At 70.3% G+C, this 16,859-nt stretch carries 11 protein-coding genes; 6 read left to right on the plus strand and 5 right to left on the minus strand.

Features of this window, described 5'->3' with window-relative positions:
- Positions 1–53: 53 nt before the first annotated feature.
- Both tatC and JK363_RS35655 read left to right on the plus strand, forming a co-directional pair.
- A complete protein-coding gene (gene tatC / locus JK363_RS35650; RefSeq protein ID WP_201881797.1) occupies positions 54–1,028 on the plus strand; it encodes a twin-arginine translocase subunit TatC in 975 nt (324 codons plus the stop codon).
- 163 nt (positions 1,029–1,191) lie between these two features.
- Complete coding sequence (locus JK363_RS35655) at positions 1,192–4,014, plus strand: DEAD/DEAH box helicase (RefSeq protein ID WP_201881805.1); 2,823 nt, start codon at positions 1,192–1,194, stop codon at positions 4,012–4,014.
- A 29-nt stretch (positions 4,015–4,043) separates the two neighbouring features.
- Here JK363_RS35655 and JK363_RS35660 read toward each other — a convergent pair whose 3' ends face one another.
- The 4 genes from JK363_RS35660 to JK363_RS35675 all read right to left on the minus strand — a co-directional run bounded on the left by JK363_RS35660 (position 4,044) and on the right by JK363_RS35675 (position 8,865).
- The gene (locus JK363_RS35660) at positions 4,044–5,561 is read right to left on the minus strand and encodes an IPT/TIG domain-containing protein (RefSeq protein WP_201881813.1); all 1,518 of its coding nucleotides are present in this window, start codon (positions 5,559–5,561) and stop codon (positions 4,044–4,046) included.
- A 151-nt stretch (positions 5,562–5,712) separates the two neighbouring features.
- A complete protein-coding gene (locus JK363_RS35665; RefSeq protein WP_201881815.1) occupies positions 5,713–6,501 on the minus strand; it encodes an IPT/TIG domain-containing protein in 789 nt (262 codons plus the stop codon).
- Positions 6,502–6,997: 496 nt separating this feature from the next.
- The gene (locus JK363_RS35670) at positions 6,998–7,882 is read right to left on the minus strand and encodes a siderophore-interacting protein (protein ID WP_201881817.1); all 885 of its coding nucleotides are present in this window, start codon (positions 7,880–7,882) and stop codon (positions 6,998–7,000) included.
- A 47-nt stretch (positions 7,883–7,929) separates the two neighbouring features.
- On the minus strand, positions 7,930–8,865 hold the full coding sequence (locus JK363_RS35675; RefSeq protein WP_236076367.1) for a 5'-3' exonuclease: 936 nt from the start codon (positions 8,863–8,865) through the stop codon (positions 7,930–7,932).
- Between the two features lie 210 nt (positions 8,866–9,075).
- On the opposite strand from JK363_RS35675, the gene JK363_RS35680 reads away from it, so the two are divergent.
- From JK363_RS35680 to JK363_RS35695, 4 genes are all read left to right on the plus strand, one after another.
- A complete protein-coding gene (locus tag JK363_RS35680) occupies positions 9,076–10,224 on the plus strand; it encodes a quaternary amine ABC transporter ATP-binding protein (RefSeq protein ID WP_201881819.1) in 1,149 nt (382 codons plus the stop codon).
- Positions 10,217–12,841 (plus strand): ABC transporter permease/substrate binding protein, encoded by a 2,625-nt coding sequence (locus JK363_RS35685; RefSeq protein WP_201881821.1) that lies wholly within the window; start codon positions 10,217–10,219, stop codon positions 12,839–12,841. Before JK363_RS35680 ends, JK363_RS35685 begins: the two co-directional genes overlap by 8 nt.
- A gap of 414 nt (positions 12,842–13,255) precedes the next feature.
- Complete coding sequence (locus tag JK363_RS35690) at positions 13,256–14,860, plus strand: TROVE domain-containing protein (RefSeq protein WP_201881823.1); 1,605 nt, start codon at positions 13,256–13,258, stop codon at positions 14,858–14,860.
- A gap of 28 nt (positions 14,861–14,888) precedes the next feature.
- The gene (locus JK363_RS35695) at positions 14,889–15,626 is read left to right on the plus strand and encodes a helical backbone metal receptor (protein ID WP_201881825.1); all 738 of its coding nucleotides are present in this window, start codon (positions 14,889–14,891) and stop codon (positions 15,624–15,626) included.
- Here JK363_RS35695 and JK363_RS35700 read toward each other — a convergent pair.
- The gene (locus tag JK363_RS35700) at positions 15,598–16,830 is read right to left on the minus strand and encodes a TDT family transporter (RefSeq protein WP_201881827.1); all 1,233 of its coding nucleotides are present in this window, start codon (positions 16,828–16,830) and stop codon (positions 15,598–15,600) included. The two genes, JK363_RS35695 and JK363_RS35700, sit on opposite strands and share 29 nt — an antisense overlap.
- Positions 16,831–16,859 lie beyond the last annotated feature (29 nt).

Below are 16,859 nucleotides of genomic sequence, written 5' to 3' on the forward strand. Positions count from 1 at the left end.
CTTGGAGGCGGCCTGGACGAGCCGCCGTCTGACGCACGAGATGAGGACGTGGGTTGCTCAAGTCTGCCCGCAAGACGGAGAAGGACCCTGAGGGGCGGATGCCCCTCGCGGAGCACCTGCGTGAGCTGCGCAACCGGTTGCTGAAGGCGGTCCTGGCGATCAGTGTGATCACCATCGTGGCGATGTTCTTCTACAAGGACATCGCCGACTTCCTGATGAAGCCGGTCCTGGATTCCGTCGGCTGCCCCGACGGGACGCGGATGTCCCAGCTCACCGAGGACGGTGGTAAGGGCGCCGGGAAGCGGTGCGCGGAGTTCACCACGAACGGTCTGCTGTCGCCGTTCACCATCATGCTGAAGGTCTCCTTCACCACCGGTGTGGTCCTCGCCACTCCGGTCTGGCTGTACCAGCTGTGGGCGTTCCTCGCCCCCGGTCTGCACCGCAACGAGAAGAAGTACGGCCTGTTCTTCGTCGGGCTCGGGGTGCCGCTGTTCGTCGGCGGGGGCTTCTTCGCCTACAACATCCTGCCGACCACCGCCGAGGTGCTGCTCGAGTTCACCCCCGAAGGGGTCAACAACCTCCTCCCGCTGGACGACTTCCTCGATCTGCTGACCCGCATGATCGTGGTCTTCGGGCTTGCCTTCGAGCTTCCGCTGCTGCTGCTCCTGCTGAACTTCACCGGTATCCTCAGCGGCCGCCGGATGATCGGCTGGTGGCGCGGCATGATCATGGGCATCACCGTCTTCGGTGCCATCGCCACCCCGAGTACCGACCCGGTCGGTATGTTCGGCCTGGCCGTGCCGGTCACCGTGCTCTACTTCGGCGCCTGCGGTATCGCGCTGCTCAACGACCGGCGCAAGGCCCGCCGCCAGGCCGCCGACCCCGACTTCGGGCTGGACGACGACGAGGCGTCGCACCTGGATCTGACGCCCGAGGCGGTCGGCGCCAGTGCCACCCCGGCGGAGCTGACCGGCGGTGACGACGAGTCCGGCCCCACCCGGCGGAACGGCTACGACGACGTCACCTGACGCGTCCTCGCGTACGCGGACGGTGAGGACCCCGGCCTGCCGCCGGTGACCGCCCCGGCGGCCACCGCGCGGTGCGGCCGCCGGGCTGCTGACCCAGGGCGGAACAAAGCCCGGATAAAGATCGCGTGCGCTGTCGGAGGTGGCCGGTAGTCTCGTACGTACGATGACCGACGAGCTATCTCCCGCCGAGCGCTATGCCGCGGCCCGGGTCCGGGCCGCCGAGCAGGCCACCGCGCTGGCCCCCTTCCGCGAGATGTACGACTTCGCACTGGACGACTTCCAGATCGAGGCGTGCAAGGCCCTGGAAACCGGCAAGGGCGTGCTGGTCGCCGCCCCCACCGGCTCGGGCAAGACCATCGTGGGCGAGTTCGCCGTCCACTTGGCGCTGACCCAGGGCCGCAAGTGCTTCTACACCACGCCCATCAAGGCGCTGTCGAACCAGAAGTACACCGACCTCGTCAAGCGCTACGGCGCCGACAAGGTCGGCCTGCTCACCGGTGACAACAGCGTCAACTCCGAGGCCCCGGTGGTCGTCATGACCACCGAGGTGCTGCGCAACATGCTCTACGCGGGCTCGCAGTCGCTGCTCGGCCTGGGCTATGTGGTGATGGACGAGGTCCACTACCTCTCCGACCGGTTCCGCGGGGCGGTCTGGGAAGAGGTCATCATCCACCTCCCGGAGTCGGTGACCCTGGTGTCACTGTCCGCCACGGTCTCCAACGCCGAGGAATTCGGCGACTGGCTGGACACGGTCCGCGGGGACACCGAGGTGATCGTCTCCGAGCACCGCCCGGTGCCGCTGTGGCAGCATGTGCTCGCCGGGCGCCGGATGTACGACCTCTTCGAGGAGAAGAACGGCCAGGAAGGCGACCAGCGCGGCCGCCGCGAGGTCAACCCCGATCTGGTCCGGCTGGCCCGGATGGAGAACAGCCGCCCCGCCTTCGGCCGCGACAAGCGCCGCGGTCGCTCGATGCGGGAGGCCGACCGGGAGCGCGAGCGCCGTCAGCGCAGCCGGATCTGGACCCCGGGCAGACCCGAGGTCATCGACCGGCTCGACGCCGAGGGGCTGTTGCCCGCCATCACCTTCATCTTCAGCCGCGCGGGCTGTGAATCGGCCGTCCAGCAGTGCCTGTACGCCGGGCTGCGGCTCAACGACGACACGGCGCGCGCCCAGGTGCGGTCCATAGTCGAGGAGCGCACCGCGGGCATCCCGGACGAAGACCTCCATGTCCTGGGGTACTTCGAATGGCTGGAGGGCCTGGAGCGGGGCATCGCCGCCCACCACGCCGGAATGCTCCCCACCTTCAAGGAGGTCGTCGAGGAGCTGTTCACCCGCGGTCTGGTCAAGGCGGTCTTCGCCACCGAGACCCTGGCGCTCGGCATCAACATGCCCGCCCGCTCGGTGGTGCTGGAGAAGCTGGTCAAGTGGAACGGCGAGCAGCACGCCGATATCACCCCCGGTGAGTACACCCAGTTGACCGGCCGGGCCGGACGGCGCGGGATCGACGTCGAGGGCCATGCGGTGGTGCTGTGGCAGCGCGCCATGGACCCGGCCGGGCTTGCCGGGCTCGCCGGCACCCGCACCTATCCGCTGCGCTCCTCCTTCAGGCCGTCGTACAACATGGCGGTCAACCTGGTCTCGCAGTTCGGGCGGCACCGCTCGCGCGAGCTGCTGGAGACCTCCTTCGCGCAGTTCCAGGCCGACAAGGCGGTCGTCGGCATCTCGCGCCAGGTCCAGCGGAACGAGGAGGGCCTCCAGGGCTACCGCGCCTCCATGACCTGCCACCTCGGTGACTTCGACGCATACGCCCGGCTGCGCCGCGAGTTGAAGGACCGTGAGACCGAGCTCGCCCGGCAGGGCGTGGCCCAGCGCCGGGCGGCCGCCGCGGTCGCCCTGGAGAAGCTGCGACCGGGCGATGTGATCCATGTGCCCACCGGCAAGTTCGCCGGTCTCGCGCTGGTGCTGGACCCCGGGCTGCCCGCGGGCCGCTCCAACGGCCATCGCGGCTTCGAGCACCACGACGGGCCGCGGCCGCTGGTCCTCACCGCCGAGCGCCAGGTCAAGCGGCTCGCCTCGATCGACTTCCCGGTCCCGGTCGAGCCGCTGGACCGGATGCGGATCCCCCGGTCGTTCAATCCGCGCAGCCCCCAGTCCCGCCGGGACCTGGCCTCCGCGCTGCGCACCAAGGCCGGTCACCACGATGTGCGCCGCCACCGCAAGGAGCGTTCGGCCGCCGCCGACGACACCGAGATCGCACGGCTGCGCGCCGCGCTGCGCGCCCACCCCTGCCACGGCTGCTCCGACCGTGAGGACCACGCCCGCTGGGGTGAGCGCTACCACCGGCTGCTACGTGACACCAAGCAGCTGGAGCGGCGGATCGAGGGCCGGACGAACACCATCGCCCGCACCTTCGACCGGATCTGCGCGCTCCTGACCGAGCTGGGCTATCTGCGCAGTGACGAGGTCACCGACCACGGCAAGCGGCTCGCCCGGCTCTACGGCGAGCTGGATCTGCTCGCCAGCGAGTGTCTGCGCGACGGCGTCTGGGAGGGCCTGGCCCCCGCCGAGCTGGCCGCGTGCGCCTCGGCCCTCGTCTACGAGGCGCGCGCCGCGGACGACGCGCTGCCGCCCAAGCTGCCCGCGGGCCGCGCCAAGGAGGCGCTGGGCGAGATGGTGCGCATCTGGGGACGGCTGGACGCCCTGGAGGAGGAGCACAAGATCAACCAGGCCGAGGGCGTCGGCCAGCGCGAGCCCGACCTCGGCTTCGCCTGGGCCGCCTACCGCTGGGCGTCCGGACACGGTCTGGACGAGGTGCTGCGCGAAATCGACATGCCCGCAGGTGACTTCGTGCGCTGGACCAAGCAAGTCATCGATGTGCTCGGCCAGATCGCGGCCGCCGCCCCCGAGGGCACGGTGGCGCGCAGCGCCCGTCGCGCGGTCGACGGGCTGCTGCGCGGCGTCGTGGCGTACTCCTCGGTGGGCTGAAGTCCGCTCCGGACACCTGGCGGGCCGGATCAGGACGGGTCGTAGGTGTACGTGACGGCGTTGCTGTTGCCGGCCGGGGTATGCACCACGACGCTGACCGGGCCGGGCGCATGGGGCGGAGTCGTCGCGACGACCACGGAGTCCGAGAACGCAGCGAACGAGGCGGGCAGACCTCCGAAGGTCACGGAGTCGGTGTAGGTGAGGTTGGTGCCGGTGATCGTGACCGACTCGCCGCCGGTGTCCGCGCCATGCGTCGGATTGAGGCTGCTGATCGTGGGGGTGCCCAGATAGGTGTAGTAGGGGTCCCCGAATCCCACCGTGCTGGTACCGCCCGGCGTGGTCACCGTGACGACGACCGTGCCGGAGCCGCTGGGGGCCGTGACGGTCAGTTGGCTGTCGGAGATGACGGTGATGTTGGTGGCGGGAGTGGGTCCGAAGTTGACGGCGCTGGTGAGCGTCAGCCCGGTGCCGAAGATGGTGACCGTGTTGCTGCCGGAGTCCGGGCCGAAGTGCGGGGACAGATCGACCACGGTGGGCGCGGCGACATAGAAGTACGGCAGCGGATTGCTGGCGCCTCCGGGCGTGGTGACCGTGACATTGACCGGTGACGGTGCCCCCGCGGGGGCGGTGACGGTGATCTGGGTGGCGGTGTTGGTGAGGATGGTGGCGGAGTTGAGACCGAACTTCACCGAGGTGGCTCCGGTGAGGTTGGTGCCGGTGATGGTGACGGTGTTGCCGCCTGAGGTTGGCCCGGACGTCGGGCTGAGGCTGTTGATGACCGGTGCTGGGGTGGCTACGTAGGTGTAGGTGAGTGGGTTGCTGGTGCCGCCGGGGGTGGTGACGGTGACGTTGACTGTGGATGCTGGTGCTGTGGGTGCGGTGACGGTGATTTGGGTGGGGGTGTTGGTGAGGATGGTGGCGGGGGTGGCTCCGAAGAGGACTTGTGTCGCGCCGGTGAGGTTGGTGCCGGTGATGGTGACGGTGTTGCCGCCTGAGGTTGGCCCGGACGTCGGGCTGAGGCTGTTGATGACCGGTGCTGGGGTGGCTACGTAGGTGTAGGTGAGTGGGTTGCTGGTGCCGCCGGGGGTGGTGACGGTGACGTTGACTGTGGATGCTGGTGCTGCGGGTGCGGTGACGGTGATTTGGGTGGGGGTGTTGGTGAGGATGGTGGCGGGGGTGGCTCCGAAGAGGACTTGTGTCGCGCCGGTGAGGTTGGTGCCGGTGATGGTGACGGTGTTGCCGCCCGCGGCGGGCCCGGAGCTGGGGCTGAGACTGGTGAGCACTGGCGCAGCCACAGTCGTGTAGGTGAAGAACACGTTCTGGGTGCTGGTGCCGCTCGGGCCGGTGACCGTGACCTTGACCGTGCCCGTTCCCGGCGGCGTCTTGGCGGTGATCTGCGTATTGCTCACCACGATGACATTGGTGGCCAGTTGGGCGCCGAACCTCACGACCGTGGCGCCCAGGAAGCCGGTGCCGGTGATGATGACGGAGGTGCCTCCCGCTGGAGCACCCTGGTTGGGGCTGACGCTGGTGACTACGGGGGCCATGATGCTGGTCCCTTTCTCGTACCGGCCGCGCCCTGGTCGGTTCCGTCGGCAGGGCGCGGCGGTTGGACGGCTCACGGTGCGTCATATGGTGCGGACGCGGAGGGGGATGACGGTGCGGGTGTGCCGTACGTTCACAGCAGTGGTCCGGCGATCAGGTGACCGTGAAGGCCAGGGCGTCGGAGGTACCGCCGCATGTGGTGACCGTGAAGGTGCCGGCGCCGGTGGCCGTTCCGGTGGGCACGGTGACGACGAGCGTGGTTTCGCTGACGCTTTGGAAGGCGGCGGAGAAGGTCGCGGCGGCGGAGTCGGTGAACGTCACGGCTGTGACCCCGTTGAGGCAGGTGCCACCGCTGATGGTGATCTCGTCACTGCCCGTGCCCGTGGCGGGAGTCGCGGTGGCGGCGGTCAGGGTCGGCGGGTTGTAGTAGTCGACGACGGTGGTGCCCGCCGTGCTCGTACCGCCGGGTGTGGTGACGGTGACATTGTGGGGCGCGATACAGACGGCCTGCGCGCCGTCGGCCGGCACGGTGACGGTGACCTCGGAGTTGTTGCCGCCGGCGGCGAATGCGACCGGGGCCAACCCGGACACGGTGACGCTGCCCCCGGACGCGAAGCCGCTGCCGAAGACGGTGAGCGGCCCACCCGTGGCCGCGGCCACGCAGGTCTCATCCAGACCGGTGGTCGTCGGCGAGGCGAGGACGAAGAACGGCCTCGCATTGCTGGTGGCGCCGGCATTGCTCGTCACGCTGACCGAGACCTGGCCGGCACACGGCGCGCTGGCGGGCACGACGAAGGTGACCGTGGTGGCGGTGACGCCCGTCGGGGTGACCGCCGCCGACCCGAAGTTCACCCTGATGGTGCCGGTCAGGGCGGTGCCGTTGATGGTGACGGTGTCGCCGACCTTGCCCTGGGTGGGGCTCAACGAGGTGATGGTTGCCATGATGTTGCCTCCTTTGAGGGGCCGCTCGGCCAGGGGCCGCGGGGCCCCGGGGCGCACCGGGGGTCCCGGGTCGTCCGGGCGATGGGGGTGAGCGGGCCGTTGACATACGCGGCCGGCGGCCGCGCCAGGCATCCCGGGTACGGGTGTGAAGCGATGACGAGGGTTCAGAAGCGATGAGGACCGAGCACGCTCGGGACCGTCGCGGCTGCGTCGCGTCGGCGCAACCGGTCGGCGCCGAGAACCAGGTGCTGTGTGCCGATCTCGCTGAGTCGATTAAAGCAATCGGGTGATAGGTGCGACAGGTGCAATCGGGGGCATCCTGTCACTCTCCCGAAAATAGGCTTTAAAGCCGACACGTCTTTTTTACGCGGGAGTGCGCCCCTCGTCCCCGCCGATTCGCCCCGCCGTACATGCCGATGGCCCCGGCCGGGGTGTCCTCACCCGGCCGGGGCCATCGCGCGACTTCTGTCGGCGCGCTGCGCCGCGTCCCGGTGCGCTATGCCGCGGCGTCCCGCTCCGCGCCCTCCTGCTCGGCCTCCACCCGCTCGTTCCACTCCCGCTTGGACGCCTGCCAGCCGTCCTCGTTGTGGCCGCGCCGCCAGTAGCCGGAGATCGACAGCCACTCGCGCGCGACCTGTCGCTCCAGACGCAGATGGCGGCGGATCTCCTTCACAAAACCCGCCTCGCCGTGGACGAAGGCGTGCACCTGGCCCGGTGGGAACTCCAGCGAGCGCACGGCGTCCACCAGCGCCTCGCCCACCGGCGCTCCGCCCCGGTGCAGCCAGACGACATCGCTCCCCTCCGGCACGGTCAGCTTCTGCTCCTCCTCCGGGCCCGCGACCTCCACGAAGGCGCGCACCGGAGCGCGGTCCGCGCCGCCGGGCCCGGCCGGCTCCCCGGCGAGCCGCTCCAGCGCGGTGGCGATCGCGGGCAGCGCGCTCTCGTCCCCCACGAGCAGATGCCAGTCCGCGTCCGCGCTGGGGGCGTACGCACCGCCCGGCCCCAGCAGATGGATCTCCTGGCCCGGTGCGGCCTGCCGCGCCCAGGGGCCGGCCAGCCCCTCGTCGCCGTGGACCACGAAGTCGAGGGTCAGCTCACGCGCCACCGGATCCCAGGCGCGCACCGTGTACGTACGCGTCACCGGCCACTGGTCGCGAGGGAAGTCGGCCCGGATCCGCTCGATGTCGAACGGCTCGGGATAGCTCACGCCCGGAGCCGGGAAGAGCAGCTTGACGTAGTGATCGGTCCACTCGCCCGCGGAGAACTCGGCCAGTCCGTCACCGCCCAGCACCACCCGCACCATATGGGGGGTGAGCTGGTCGGTGCGCACCACCTGGGCCCGGTGGGGCCGAGGAATCCTACGGGCCGGACGCTCTGCCATGGCGGTCTCCCTGATCAACAAGAGTTAGGTTTACCTAACCTAACAGCTCATCCCTCCAGGGTGGACAGAAGGCGGTGCAAAGATCCGCCCAAACCCCAGCGCTCCTCCAGCGCGCCCAGCACCCGCGGATCGCGCGGCCGCCGCGGCAGCGCGGGGTCGAAGGCGGGCAGCGGGACATCGTGGGCCACCCGCACCACCTTCGGGGCCACCGCGACATACGGCCGCGCCTCGTCCAGCCGCTTGCGCTGCGAAGGTGTCAGCTTCGAGGTCGGGTCGTCCACGGCGGCCATGATCCCGGCCAGATCGCCATGGGCGGCGAGCAGCTTGGCCGCGGTCTTCTCGCCGATCCCGGGCACCCCGGGCAGTCCGTCGCTCGGGTCGCCGCGGAGCAGCGCCAGATCCGCGTACCCCGGGCCGTCCACTCCGTACTTCTCGCGCACATGCGCCTCGTCCACCAGCTGGAGGGTGCCGACCCCCTTCACCGGATAGAGCACCCGCGCCTGCCGCCCGTCATCGACCAGCTGGAACAGGTCGCGGTCACCGGTGACGATGTCGACCGGCCCGGTGGCCCGCCCGGCGAGGGTGCCGATCACATCGTCCGCCTCGTAGTGCGCGGCGCCCACCCGGGCGATACCCACCGCGTCCAGCACCGCGTCGATCACCGGGACCTGCGGGGAGAGGGTGTCCGGCACCTCCTCCTCGTCCACTCCCTCGCCCTCGGGGGCCTCCTCGGCCACCCGGTGCGCCTTGTAGGTGGGGATCAGGGCGACCCGCCAGCCGGGCCGCCAGTCGAAGTCCATGCAGGCCACCAGGTCGTCCGGCTGGTGGTCCTGCACCAGCCGGGCGATGAAGTCGAGCAGACCGCGCACGGCGTTCACCGGAGTGCCGTCCGGAGCTCTGACTGAATCCGGTACTCCGAAATAGGCTCGGAAGTAGAGAGAAGCGGTATCGAGAAGCATCAGGCGTCGCGTCACGCCTCGCATGATGCCGCACCCCGCGGACATCAACGCATGGGGAGTGTGAAGTGAGCCACCATAGGGTTTACGTCAACAGGATCAGGGCAGGCGCGCGCCCGGAGCAAACCCGTTCAAAGATTCAACTATTGCAAGGGGCATGCGGTCCGATATCGCGTCGCTCCACGACCCGCCGGCGGGGGTGGCGGGTCGTTTTTTGGTGCTATCTGAGAGGTGTACGTGTCCAAGCTGCGAGCTGAACGCCTGTACAAGGTGTTCGGCAGACGACCTGATGAGGCGGTGGCGAAACTCGAGGGCGGCACCGACCGTGAGAACTTGCGCGCGGAGGGTACGACGGCGGCGGTCATCGACGCCTCCTTCGACGTCGAGGCGGGCCAGATCTTCGTCGTCATGGGTCTGTCCGGGTCCGGTAAGTCCACCCTGCTGCGGATGCTCAACGGACTGCTGGAGCCGACCGCGGGACGTGTCCACTTCGACGGCCACGATCTGACCGGACTGGAGCCGCGCGATCTGCGCCAGGTGCGCTCCCACAAGATCAGCATGGTCTTCCAGCACTTCGCCCTCTTCCCGCACCGCAGTGTGCTGGAGAACGCGGCCTACGGCCTGGAGGTCCAGGGCGTACCGCGCAAGGAGCGGTTCCAGCGCGCCACCGAGGCGCTGGAGCTGGTGGGCCTCGGCGGCTGGGAGAGCTCCTGGCCCGACGAGCTGTCCGGCGGTATGCAGCAGCGCGTCGGCCTCGCCCGCGCCCTGGCCACCGACGCCGACCTGCTGCTGATGGACGAGTCCTTCAGCGCGCTGGACCCGCTGATCCGCCGCGATATGCAGGACCAGCTGCTCCAGCTCCAGAAGCGGCTCAAGAAGACGATCGTCTTCATCACCCATGACCTCAACGAGGCCATGCGGCTCGGCGACCGCATCGCCGTCATGCGCGACGGCCGGATCGTCCAGATCGGCAGCGCCGAGGACATCCTGGTCACCCCGGCCAACGACTACGTCGCCTCCTTCATCCAGGACGTCGACCGCAGCCGGGTGCTCACCGCCGGAGCGATCATGACCGACCCCGCCGAGGCGCTGGGTACCACCACCGACGACGGCACCACGCTCCGCACCGAGCGGGACGTCCTGGACGCGGCCCCGGCCACCGTCACCGAGGACACCCCGATCATCGAGCTGTTCACCCCCTGCTCGCGCAGTGGCGTCGCGGTCGCCGTGACCGACGACAACGGCTCGCTCGTCGGTGTGGTCTCCCGTGCCCGGCTGCTGGCCGCCCTCGGCGAACCGGGCACCGGACCCGACGGCGCGAAGCCGACCTCCCCCGGTGAACCGGACGCGCCCGAGTCCGGGAAGAAGGTGATCGCCGATGCCTAGGATTCCGCTCGGCGACTGGATCAATTCCGGCGTCAACTGGCTCCGCGACAACCTGAGCTGGTTCTTCGACTTCATCACCACGGTCGTGCAGGGCATGTACGACGCGGTGAACTCGGTGCTCAGCGCCCCCGAGCCGCTGCTGCTGGCCGGCATCCTCGCGGTGCTCGCCTGGTGGCTGCGCGGGCTGCTGCCCGCCGTCCTCGCCTTCGCGGGATTCGCGCTCATCGATTCGATCCAGCTGTGGGACGAGGCGATGAACACCCTCGCCCTGGTGCTGGTCGCCGGTGTGATCACCATCGTGTTCGCGGTGCCGCTGGGTATCTGGGCGTCCCGTAACCGCACCGTGAGCACGCTGATCCGCCCGGTGCTGGACTTCATGCAGACGATGCCCGCCTTCGTCTACCTGATCCCCGGCATCTTCTTCTTCGGCCTCGGGGTGGTCCCCGGTGTCGTCGCGACCGTCATCTTCTCGATGCCCCCGGGCGTCCGCATGACGGAACTGGGCATCCGCCAGGTGGATGCGGAGCTGGTCGAGGCGGCCGACGCCTTCGGCACTCATCCGCGCCGCACCCTGCTCCGCGTCCAGCTGCCGCTTGCCCTGCCCACCATCATGGCGGGCATCAACCAGGTGATCATGCTGGCGCTGTCCATGGTCGTCATCGCCGGTATGGTCGGCGCCGCGGGCCTCGGAGCCACCGTCTTCCAGGCGATCAGCTCCGTCGACGTGGCGATGGGCTTCGAGGGCGGTATCGCGGTGGTCATTCTGGCCATGTACCTGGACCGGATGACGAGCGCGCTCAATCAGCGCGTTTCCCCGCTCGCCCGCCGCGCGCTGGCCAAGGAGCGGGCCAAGGGACTCAGGGGTGCGAAGGTGCTCCACTGGCGGCCCGCGACCTCGGTCGCCATGGTCGGCGTGGTCGTCCTGGCCCTGGTCGCCGGCGGGATGAAGATGTTCGGCGGCAACGACACCGGCCCCACCGTCTCCGCCAACGTCGGCAAGGGCCAGTCGGTCAACCTCGGCTACATCAACTGGGACGAGGGCATCGCCTCCACCTTCCTGTGGAAGGAGCTCCTGGAGCAGCGCGGCTTCAAGCCCAAGGTGCAGTCGTACGACGTCGGCGCCCTGTGGACCGGTATGGCCGCGGGCAACGTCGACCTGCAGACCGACGCCTGGCTGCCCGCCACCCACGCCACGTACTGGTCGAAGTACAAGGACAAGCTGGAGAAACTCGGCTCCTGGTACGACAAGACCTCGCTGGAGGTCGCGGTGCCGTCGTACGTCAAGGGCGTGAAGTCCCTCGAGGACCTCACGAGCAAGTCCTCCACCTTCCAGAAGAAGATCATCGGCATTGAGCCCGGCGCCGGTGAGATGAAGCTGATGCAGGACAAGGTCATGCCGGGCTACGGCCTGAGCAAGGACTACACCCTGGTCAAGGGCTCCACCGCGGCCATGCTCTCGCAGCTGGACCGCTCCTACGCCAAGAAGGAGCCGATCGCGGTCACCCTGTGGTCCCCGCACTGGGCGTACGACAAGTACAAGCTCACCAAGCTGAAGGACCCCAAGGGCGCCTTCGGCAAGGGGGACCACATCGACACCATCGCGCGCAAGGGCTTCTCCAAGGAGAACCCGCAGGTCGCGAAGTGGATGAAGCACTTCAAGCTGAGTGAGAAGCAGCTCACCAGCCTGGAGTCGGCGATCCAGGACGCGGGCAAGGGCAACGAGCAGCAGGGCGTGCGCGCCTGGCTGAAGGAGAACCCGGGCATCGCCAACAAGCTCGCTCCGGTGCCCGGCGGTGGCGGCGACCAGAAGGGCAAGGACGCCGGTGCCGCGCCCAAGATCGGCTACTTCCCGTGGGACGAGGACATCGCCACCACCTACCTGTGGAAGAGCGTCCTGGAGCGGCGCGGCTACAAGCCCCAGATCAAGCAGTACGACGTCGGGTCGATGTTCACCGGCATGAGCACCGGACAGGTCGATGTCGAATTCGACGGCTGGCTGCCGGTCGCGCAGAAACCGTACTGGGACCGGTACAAGAAGAATCTCGTCGATGTCGGGGCGTGGTACGACAAGACCTCGCTGGAGATCGCGGTGCCTTCCTACGTCAAGGACGTGAAGTCCCTGGCGGACCTCAAGGGGAAGTCCGGGCTCTTCAAGGGCAGGATCGTCGGCATCGAGCCGGGCACCGGCGAGATGAAGCTGCTCAAGACCAAGGTCCTCAAGCAGTACGGCCTGGACAAGGAGTACGAGGTCACCAACGGCTCCTCCCCGGCGATGCTCGCGCAGCTCCAGCGCTCGTACGCCAAGAAGGAGCCGGTGGCCGTCGTCCTGTGGTCCCCGCACTGGGCGTACAACAAGTACAAGCTCACCAAGCTGGCGGACCCGCAGAAGGCGTTCGGGGCCAACAACCAGTTGCACACCCTCGCCAACAAGTCCTTCCCGCAGAAGTACCCGGAGTTCACCGGGTGGCTGAAGAAGTGGCACATGAGCGAGAAGGAGCTCGCGAGCCTCGAGGCGTCCGTGCAGGACGCGGGCAAGGGCAATGAGGAGAAGGGCGTCCAGAAGTGGATGGACGCCCACCCCGGCATCGTGGACAAGATGGCGCCGGTGGCTTCCTGACCCCACCGCGTCACCACCACGACCGCACACCGCCGCGGTCCGGAGCATGCCGCTCCGGGCCGCGGCGGCGTTTTCCCCCGGACGCGGGACCAAGTTGCCCGGGGCGGGGGGAAATTCGGATGACGGCCCGGGGGAGCGCCCCTAGGGTCGTACCCGTGAACGCACCTCCCGGTGCGAAGACGACGGTTACTTCGGTCGATTTGGGTTCGATTCCTGAAACACTCCGCCGCGCGCGGAGTGGGAAACACCGTCGTCGACTCTGATCTCGGGAGACGCGCGCACACCCGCGCCGGCGCCCGGTGCGCGGGCCGCGGTTACTTCCTTCCAAAGAAACCACCGCCGCCCACCATTGATCTCGGGCGCCGCCGCCGGATCCGCGCGCGGTCTCCTCCTGTGCTCACTCGGGGGAGAAGCATGAGCAAGTTCAACCGCGCCCAGCGGCGCGCCACCACGGCCACCACCTACGAGGGCGGCGCCGCCGTCACCCGGGACGCCAAGTCCGAGCTGGTGCTGCTCGCCGTGGTCAACATGGTCGGCGAGCGGACCTTCTACGAGTCCTCCGACGACCGCGACCACCGCTTCCGCGACCTGGTCCACGCCGTCGCCGTCGAGGACGCCGACTGGACGGCCCGCTTCATCACCTGGCTGCGCGCCGAGGCCCAGATGCGCAGCGCCTCGCTCGTCGCCGCCGCCGAGGCCGTCATGGCCCGCCTGGTGACCGGGCTGCACGGCGACAACCGCCGCATCGTGGACGCCGCGTGTCTGCGCGCCGACGAGCCCGGCGAACTGCTCGCCTACTGGATCGGCGCCTACGGCCGCGCCGTGCCCAAGCCGGTCAAGCGCGGCCTGGCGGACGCCGTCCGCCGCCTCTACACCGAGCGCGCCCTGCTGAAGTACGACACCGGAAGCCACGGCTTCCGCTTCGCGGACGTCCTGGAGCTGGTGCACGCCGCCCCGGATCCGGACAAGCCGTGGCAGGGCGAGCTGTTCCGGCACGCCCTCGACCGCCGCCACCAGAAGGACGCGGCGCCCCCGGTCTCGCTGCGGACGCTGCGCGCCCGCGCCCGGCTGATGGCGCTGCCGCGCTGGGAGCGCCGCGCGGTGCTGGAGCGGCCGGACGCCGCCGAGGCGCTGGCCGCCGCGGGCATGACCTGGGAGGCGACCGCGGGCTGGCTCCAGGGACCGATGGACGCGGTGGCCTGGCAGGCGGTGCTGCCGTCCATGGGGTACATGGCGCTGCTGCGGAACCTGCGCAACTTCGACCAGGCGGGCGGGACCGGACTGCCGGACGAGGTGGCCGAGACGATCGCGGCCCGGCTGGCCGACCCCGCCGAGGTCGCCCGCTCCCGCCAGTTCCCGTACCGCTTCCTGTCCGCCTACCGGGCCGCGCCCTCGCTGCGCTGGGGCCACGCCCTGGACAAGGCGCTGACGGCCGCCACGGCGTCCGTGCCGAAGCTGCCCGGCCGCACCCTGGTGCTCGTGGACACCTCCGCCTCGATGCGGGGCACGGTCTCCGGCCGCTCCCAGGTGCGCCACGTGGACATCGGCGCGCTCTTCGCGGTGGCGCTGGCCCACCGCGGCTGCCAGGTGGACCTGGTGGGCTTCGCCACGGGCCACTTCACCCACCGGCTGACCCCGGGCGGTTCGGCGCTGCGCGGGATCGAGGAGTTCTGCGCACGGATCGGCGAGGTGGGCCACGGCACCGAACTGGCCGCGGCGCTGCGGAACACCTACCGCGACCACGACCGGGTGGTCGTCATCTCGGACATGCAGGCGATGCCGTTCGTCGACGGCGGCCGTTCCGCCCCGGCCTCGGAGGTCGTTCCGGCGCGGGTGCCGGTGTTCGGCGTCAACACCACCGGCTACGCGGCCTCGTCCATCGACACCCGGCGGCCCAACCGGTACGAGATCGGCGGTTTCAGCGACAAGCTGTTCACCATGGTCGGGCTGCTGTCGGAGCGGGGCGGCGGTGGCCGGACGGTCTGGCCGTGGGAGGAGCGGCAGGACACGGCGGCGTAGCGGCGGACACACGCCGTACGGTGGAGCGATGAGCCCTCGCACCCCCGTACGGCATGTGGTGTCCCTCGTGCCCTCGCTCACCGATGCGGTCGCCGCCACCGCGCCCGAGCTGCTGGCCGGGGTGACCGACTGGTGCACCCATCCGCCCGGCCTCGGCGCGGAGCGGATCGGCGGCACCAAGAACCCCGACACCGCCCGGATCGCCGCCCTCGCGCCGGACCTGGTCATCGCCAACGAGGAGGAGAACCGCGCCCCCGACCTCGACGCCCTGCGCGCCGCCGGCCTGACGGTGCTGGTCACCGAAGTGCGTACCCTGGACCAGGCGTTCGGCGAACTGGACCGGGTCCTGGTGCGCGGCTGCGGACTGCCGCGCCCCGGCTGGCTGGAGGAGGCCGAGGCCGCCTGGGCGGACGTAACGCCCACCGGGCCGGTGCGGCGCGCCGTCGTCCCGGTGTGGCGGCGGCCGTGGATGGTGCTGGGCCGGGACACCTTCGCCGGGGACGTCCTCGCCCGGCTGGGGGTGGGCCACCTCTACAGCGGCCACGACGAGCGCTATCCCCGTATCCCCCTCGACGAGTTGACGGCGCGGGGCGCGGATCTGGTGGTGCTGCCGGACGAGCCGTACCGCTTTACGGCCGAGGACGGGCCCGAGGCATTCCCCGGTCTGCCCGCGGCCCTGGTCAGCGGCCGTCATCTCACCTGGTACGGGCCCTCGCTGGCGGAGGCGCCCGCGGTGCTCAACGCGGCGCTGTCATCGGCACGTTGAGGCCGGGGCGGCCACTGGGCATGCCCGGTCCGTTGGATATCACCTGTCCGCCGGACGTGCTCTGTCCGCCGGACGTGCCGCTGGACGGCGGCGGCCCGAGCAGGGTGCCGCGGGCCAGACCCATCGCCGTACGTGTCCCCACCAGCGCCCACGCCGCCACCAGAAAGCCGTACAGCGCCACCGACAGCCAGCTGAACGCGTGCAGCCCGGTGTGGCGCGACAGCGCCGCCGCCCCCGTGACACAGGTGCCGACCGGGAAGGTGAAGCCCCACCACGTCATCGCGAACGGCATCCCGCGCCGGACCGCCCGCACCACCAGCGCCCCGGCCGGCGCCAGCCACAGCAGCGCGAACCCCATCACCGGCGCCCCGTAGGCCACCGAGGCGAACCGCGCGGCCGCCTCCGGGGCCCCGGTGTACCCCGCGGACCGCAGGGCGTCGGCCAGTGCGCCCGCGGCCGTCGTGGACTGGCCGAGCGGCCCGAGGACGAGGAACAGCGTGGGTGTCTGCGCCGCCGGAAGCGGTCCGTGGCACACCAGCCGGGCGAAGACCAGCGGCAGCATGAGCAGCGTCGCCAGCAGACTCGCCCCCATCAGCGCGGCGCACGCCAGCAGCATGGCCTCCCGCCACTGCCCGGCGGGCAGATGGGGCACCAGGGGCGGGCCGAGCGCCGCCGACACCATCGGCGCCACCACGGGCAGCAGCCACACCGGGGAGGCGTCCGCGGGGCCGATCCGGTGCCGGACCACCATCAGGTACGGGATCCCGGCCGCGACCACCAGGCCCAGCAGTGTCCCGGCCGTCCACAGCACCGCGTCCAGGGCGACCGCCGCGGTGACGCCGATGACATCCGCGCCGACCGTCAGCGTGCCGCCGCCGACCGCGAGCAGCGCCATCGCCAGACAGCCGTAGAACGGCGCGACCGCCGGATCGAGCAGATGGGCACGGGCCCGGTCGCGGTGGCGGGCCCAGTGCACCGTACGGGCCGCCAGCACGGCGGCCAGCATCAGCACCGACAGCCCCCACACCGGGCGGCAGACCTCCCGCAGCCCCGGAACGTCCACCGGCAGACCGGCGCCCGCACCGGCCACGATCGCGGTGCCCATCACCGTGGCGTACCAGTTGGGACCCAGATGGCGTACGGACGCCCGGGGGCGTCCGCCCACGGTGTCGGGGAGGGAGCGGGCAGACGTGACAGTGACCATGACCGCAGCCTCGCGCGCGCCGCCCGCGG

The organism is Streptomyces coffeae (assembly GCF_016741875.1).
Taxonomy (GTDB): domain Bacteria; phylum Actinomycetota; class Actinomycetes; order Streptomycetales; family Streptomycetaceae; genus Streptomyces; species Streptomyces coffeae.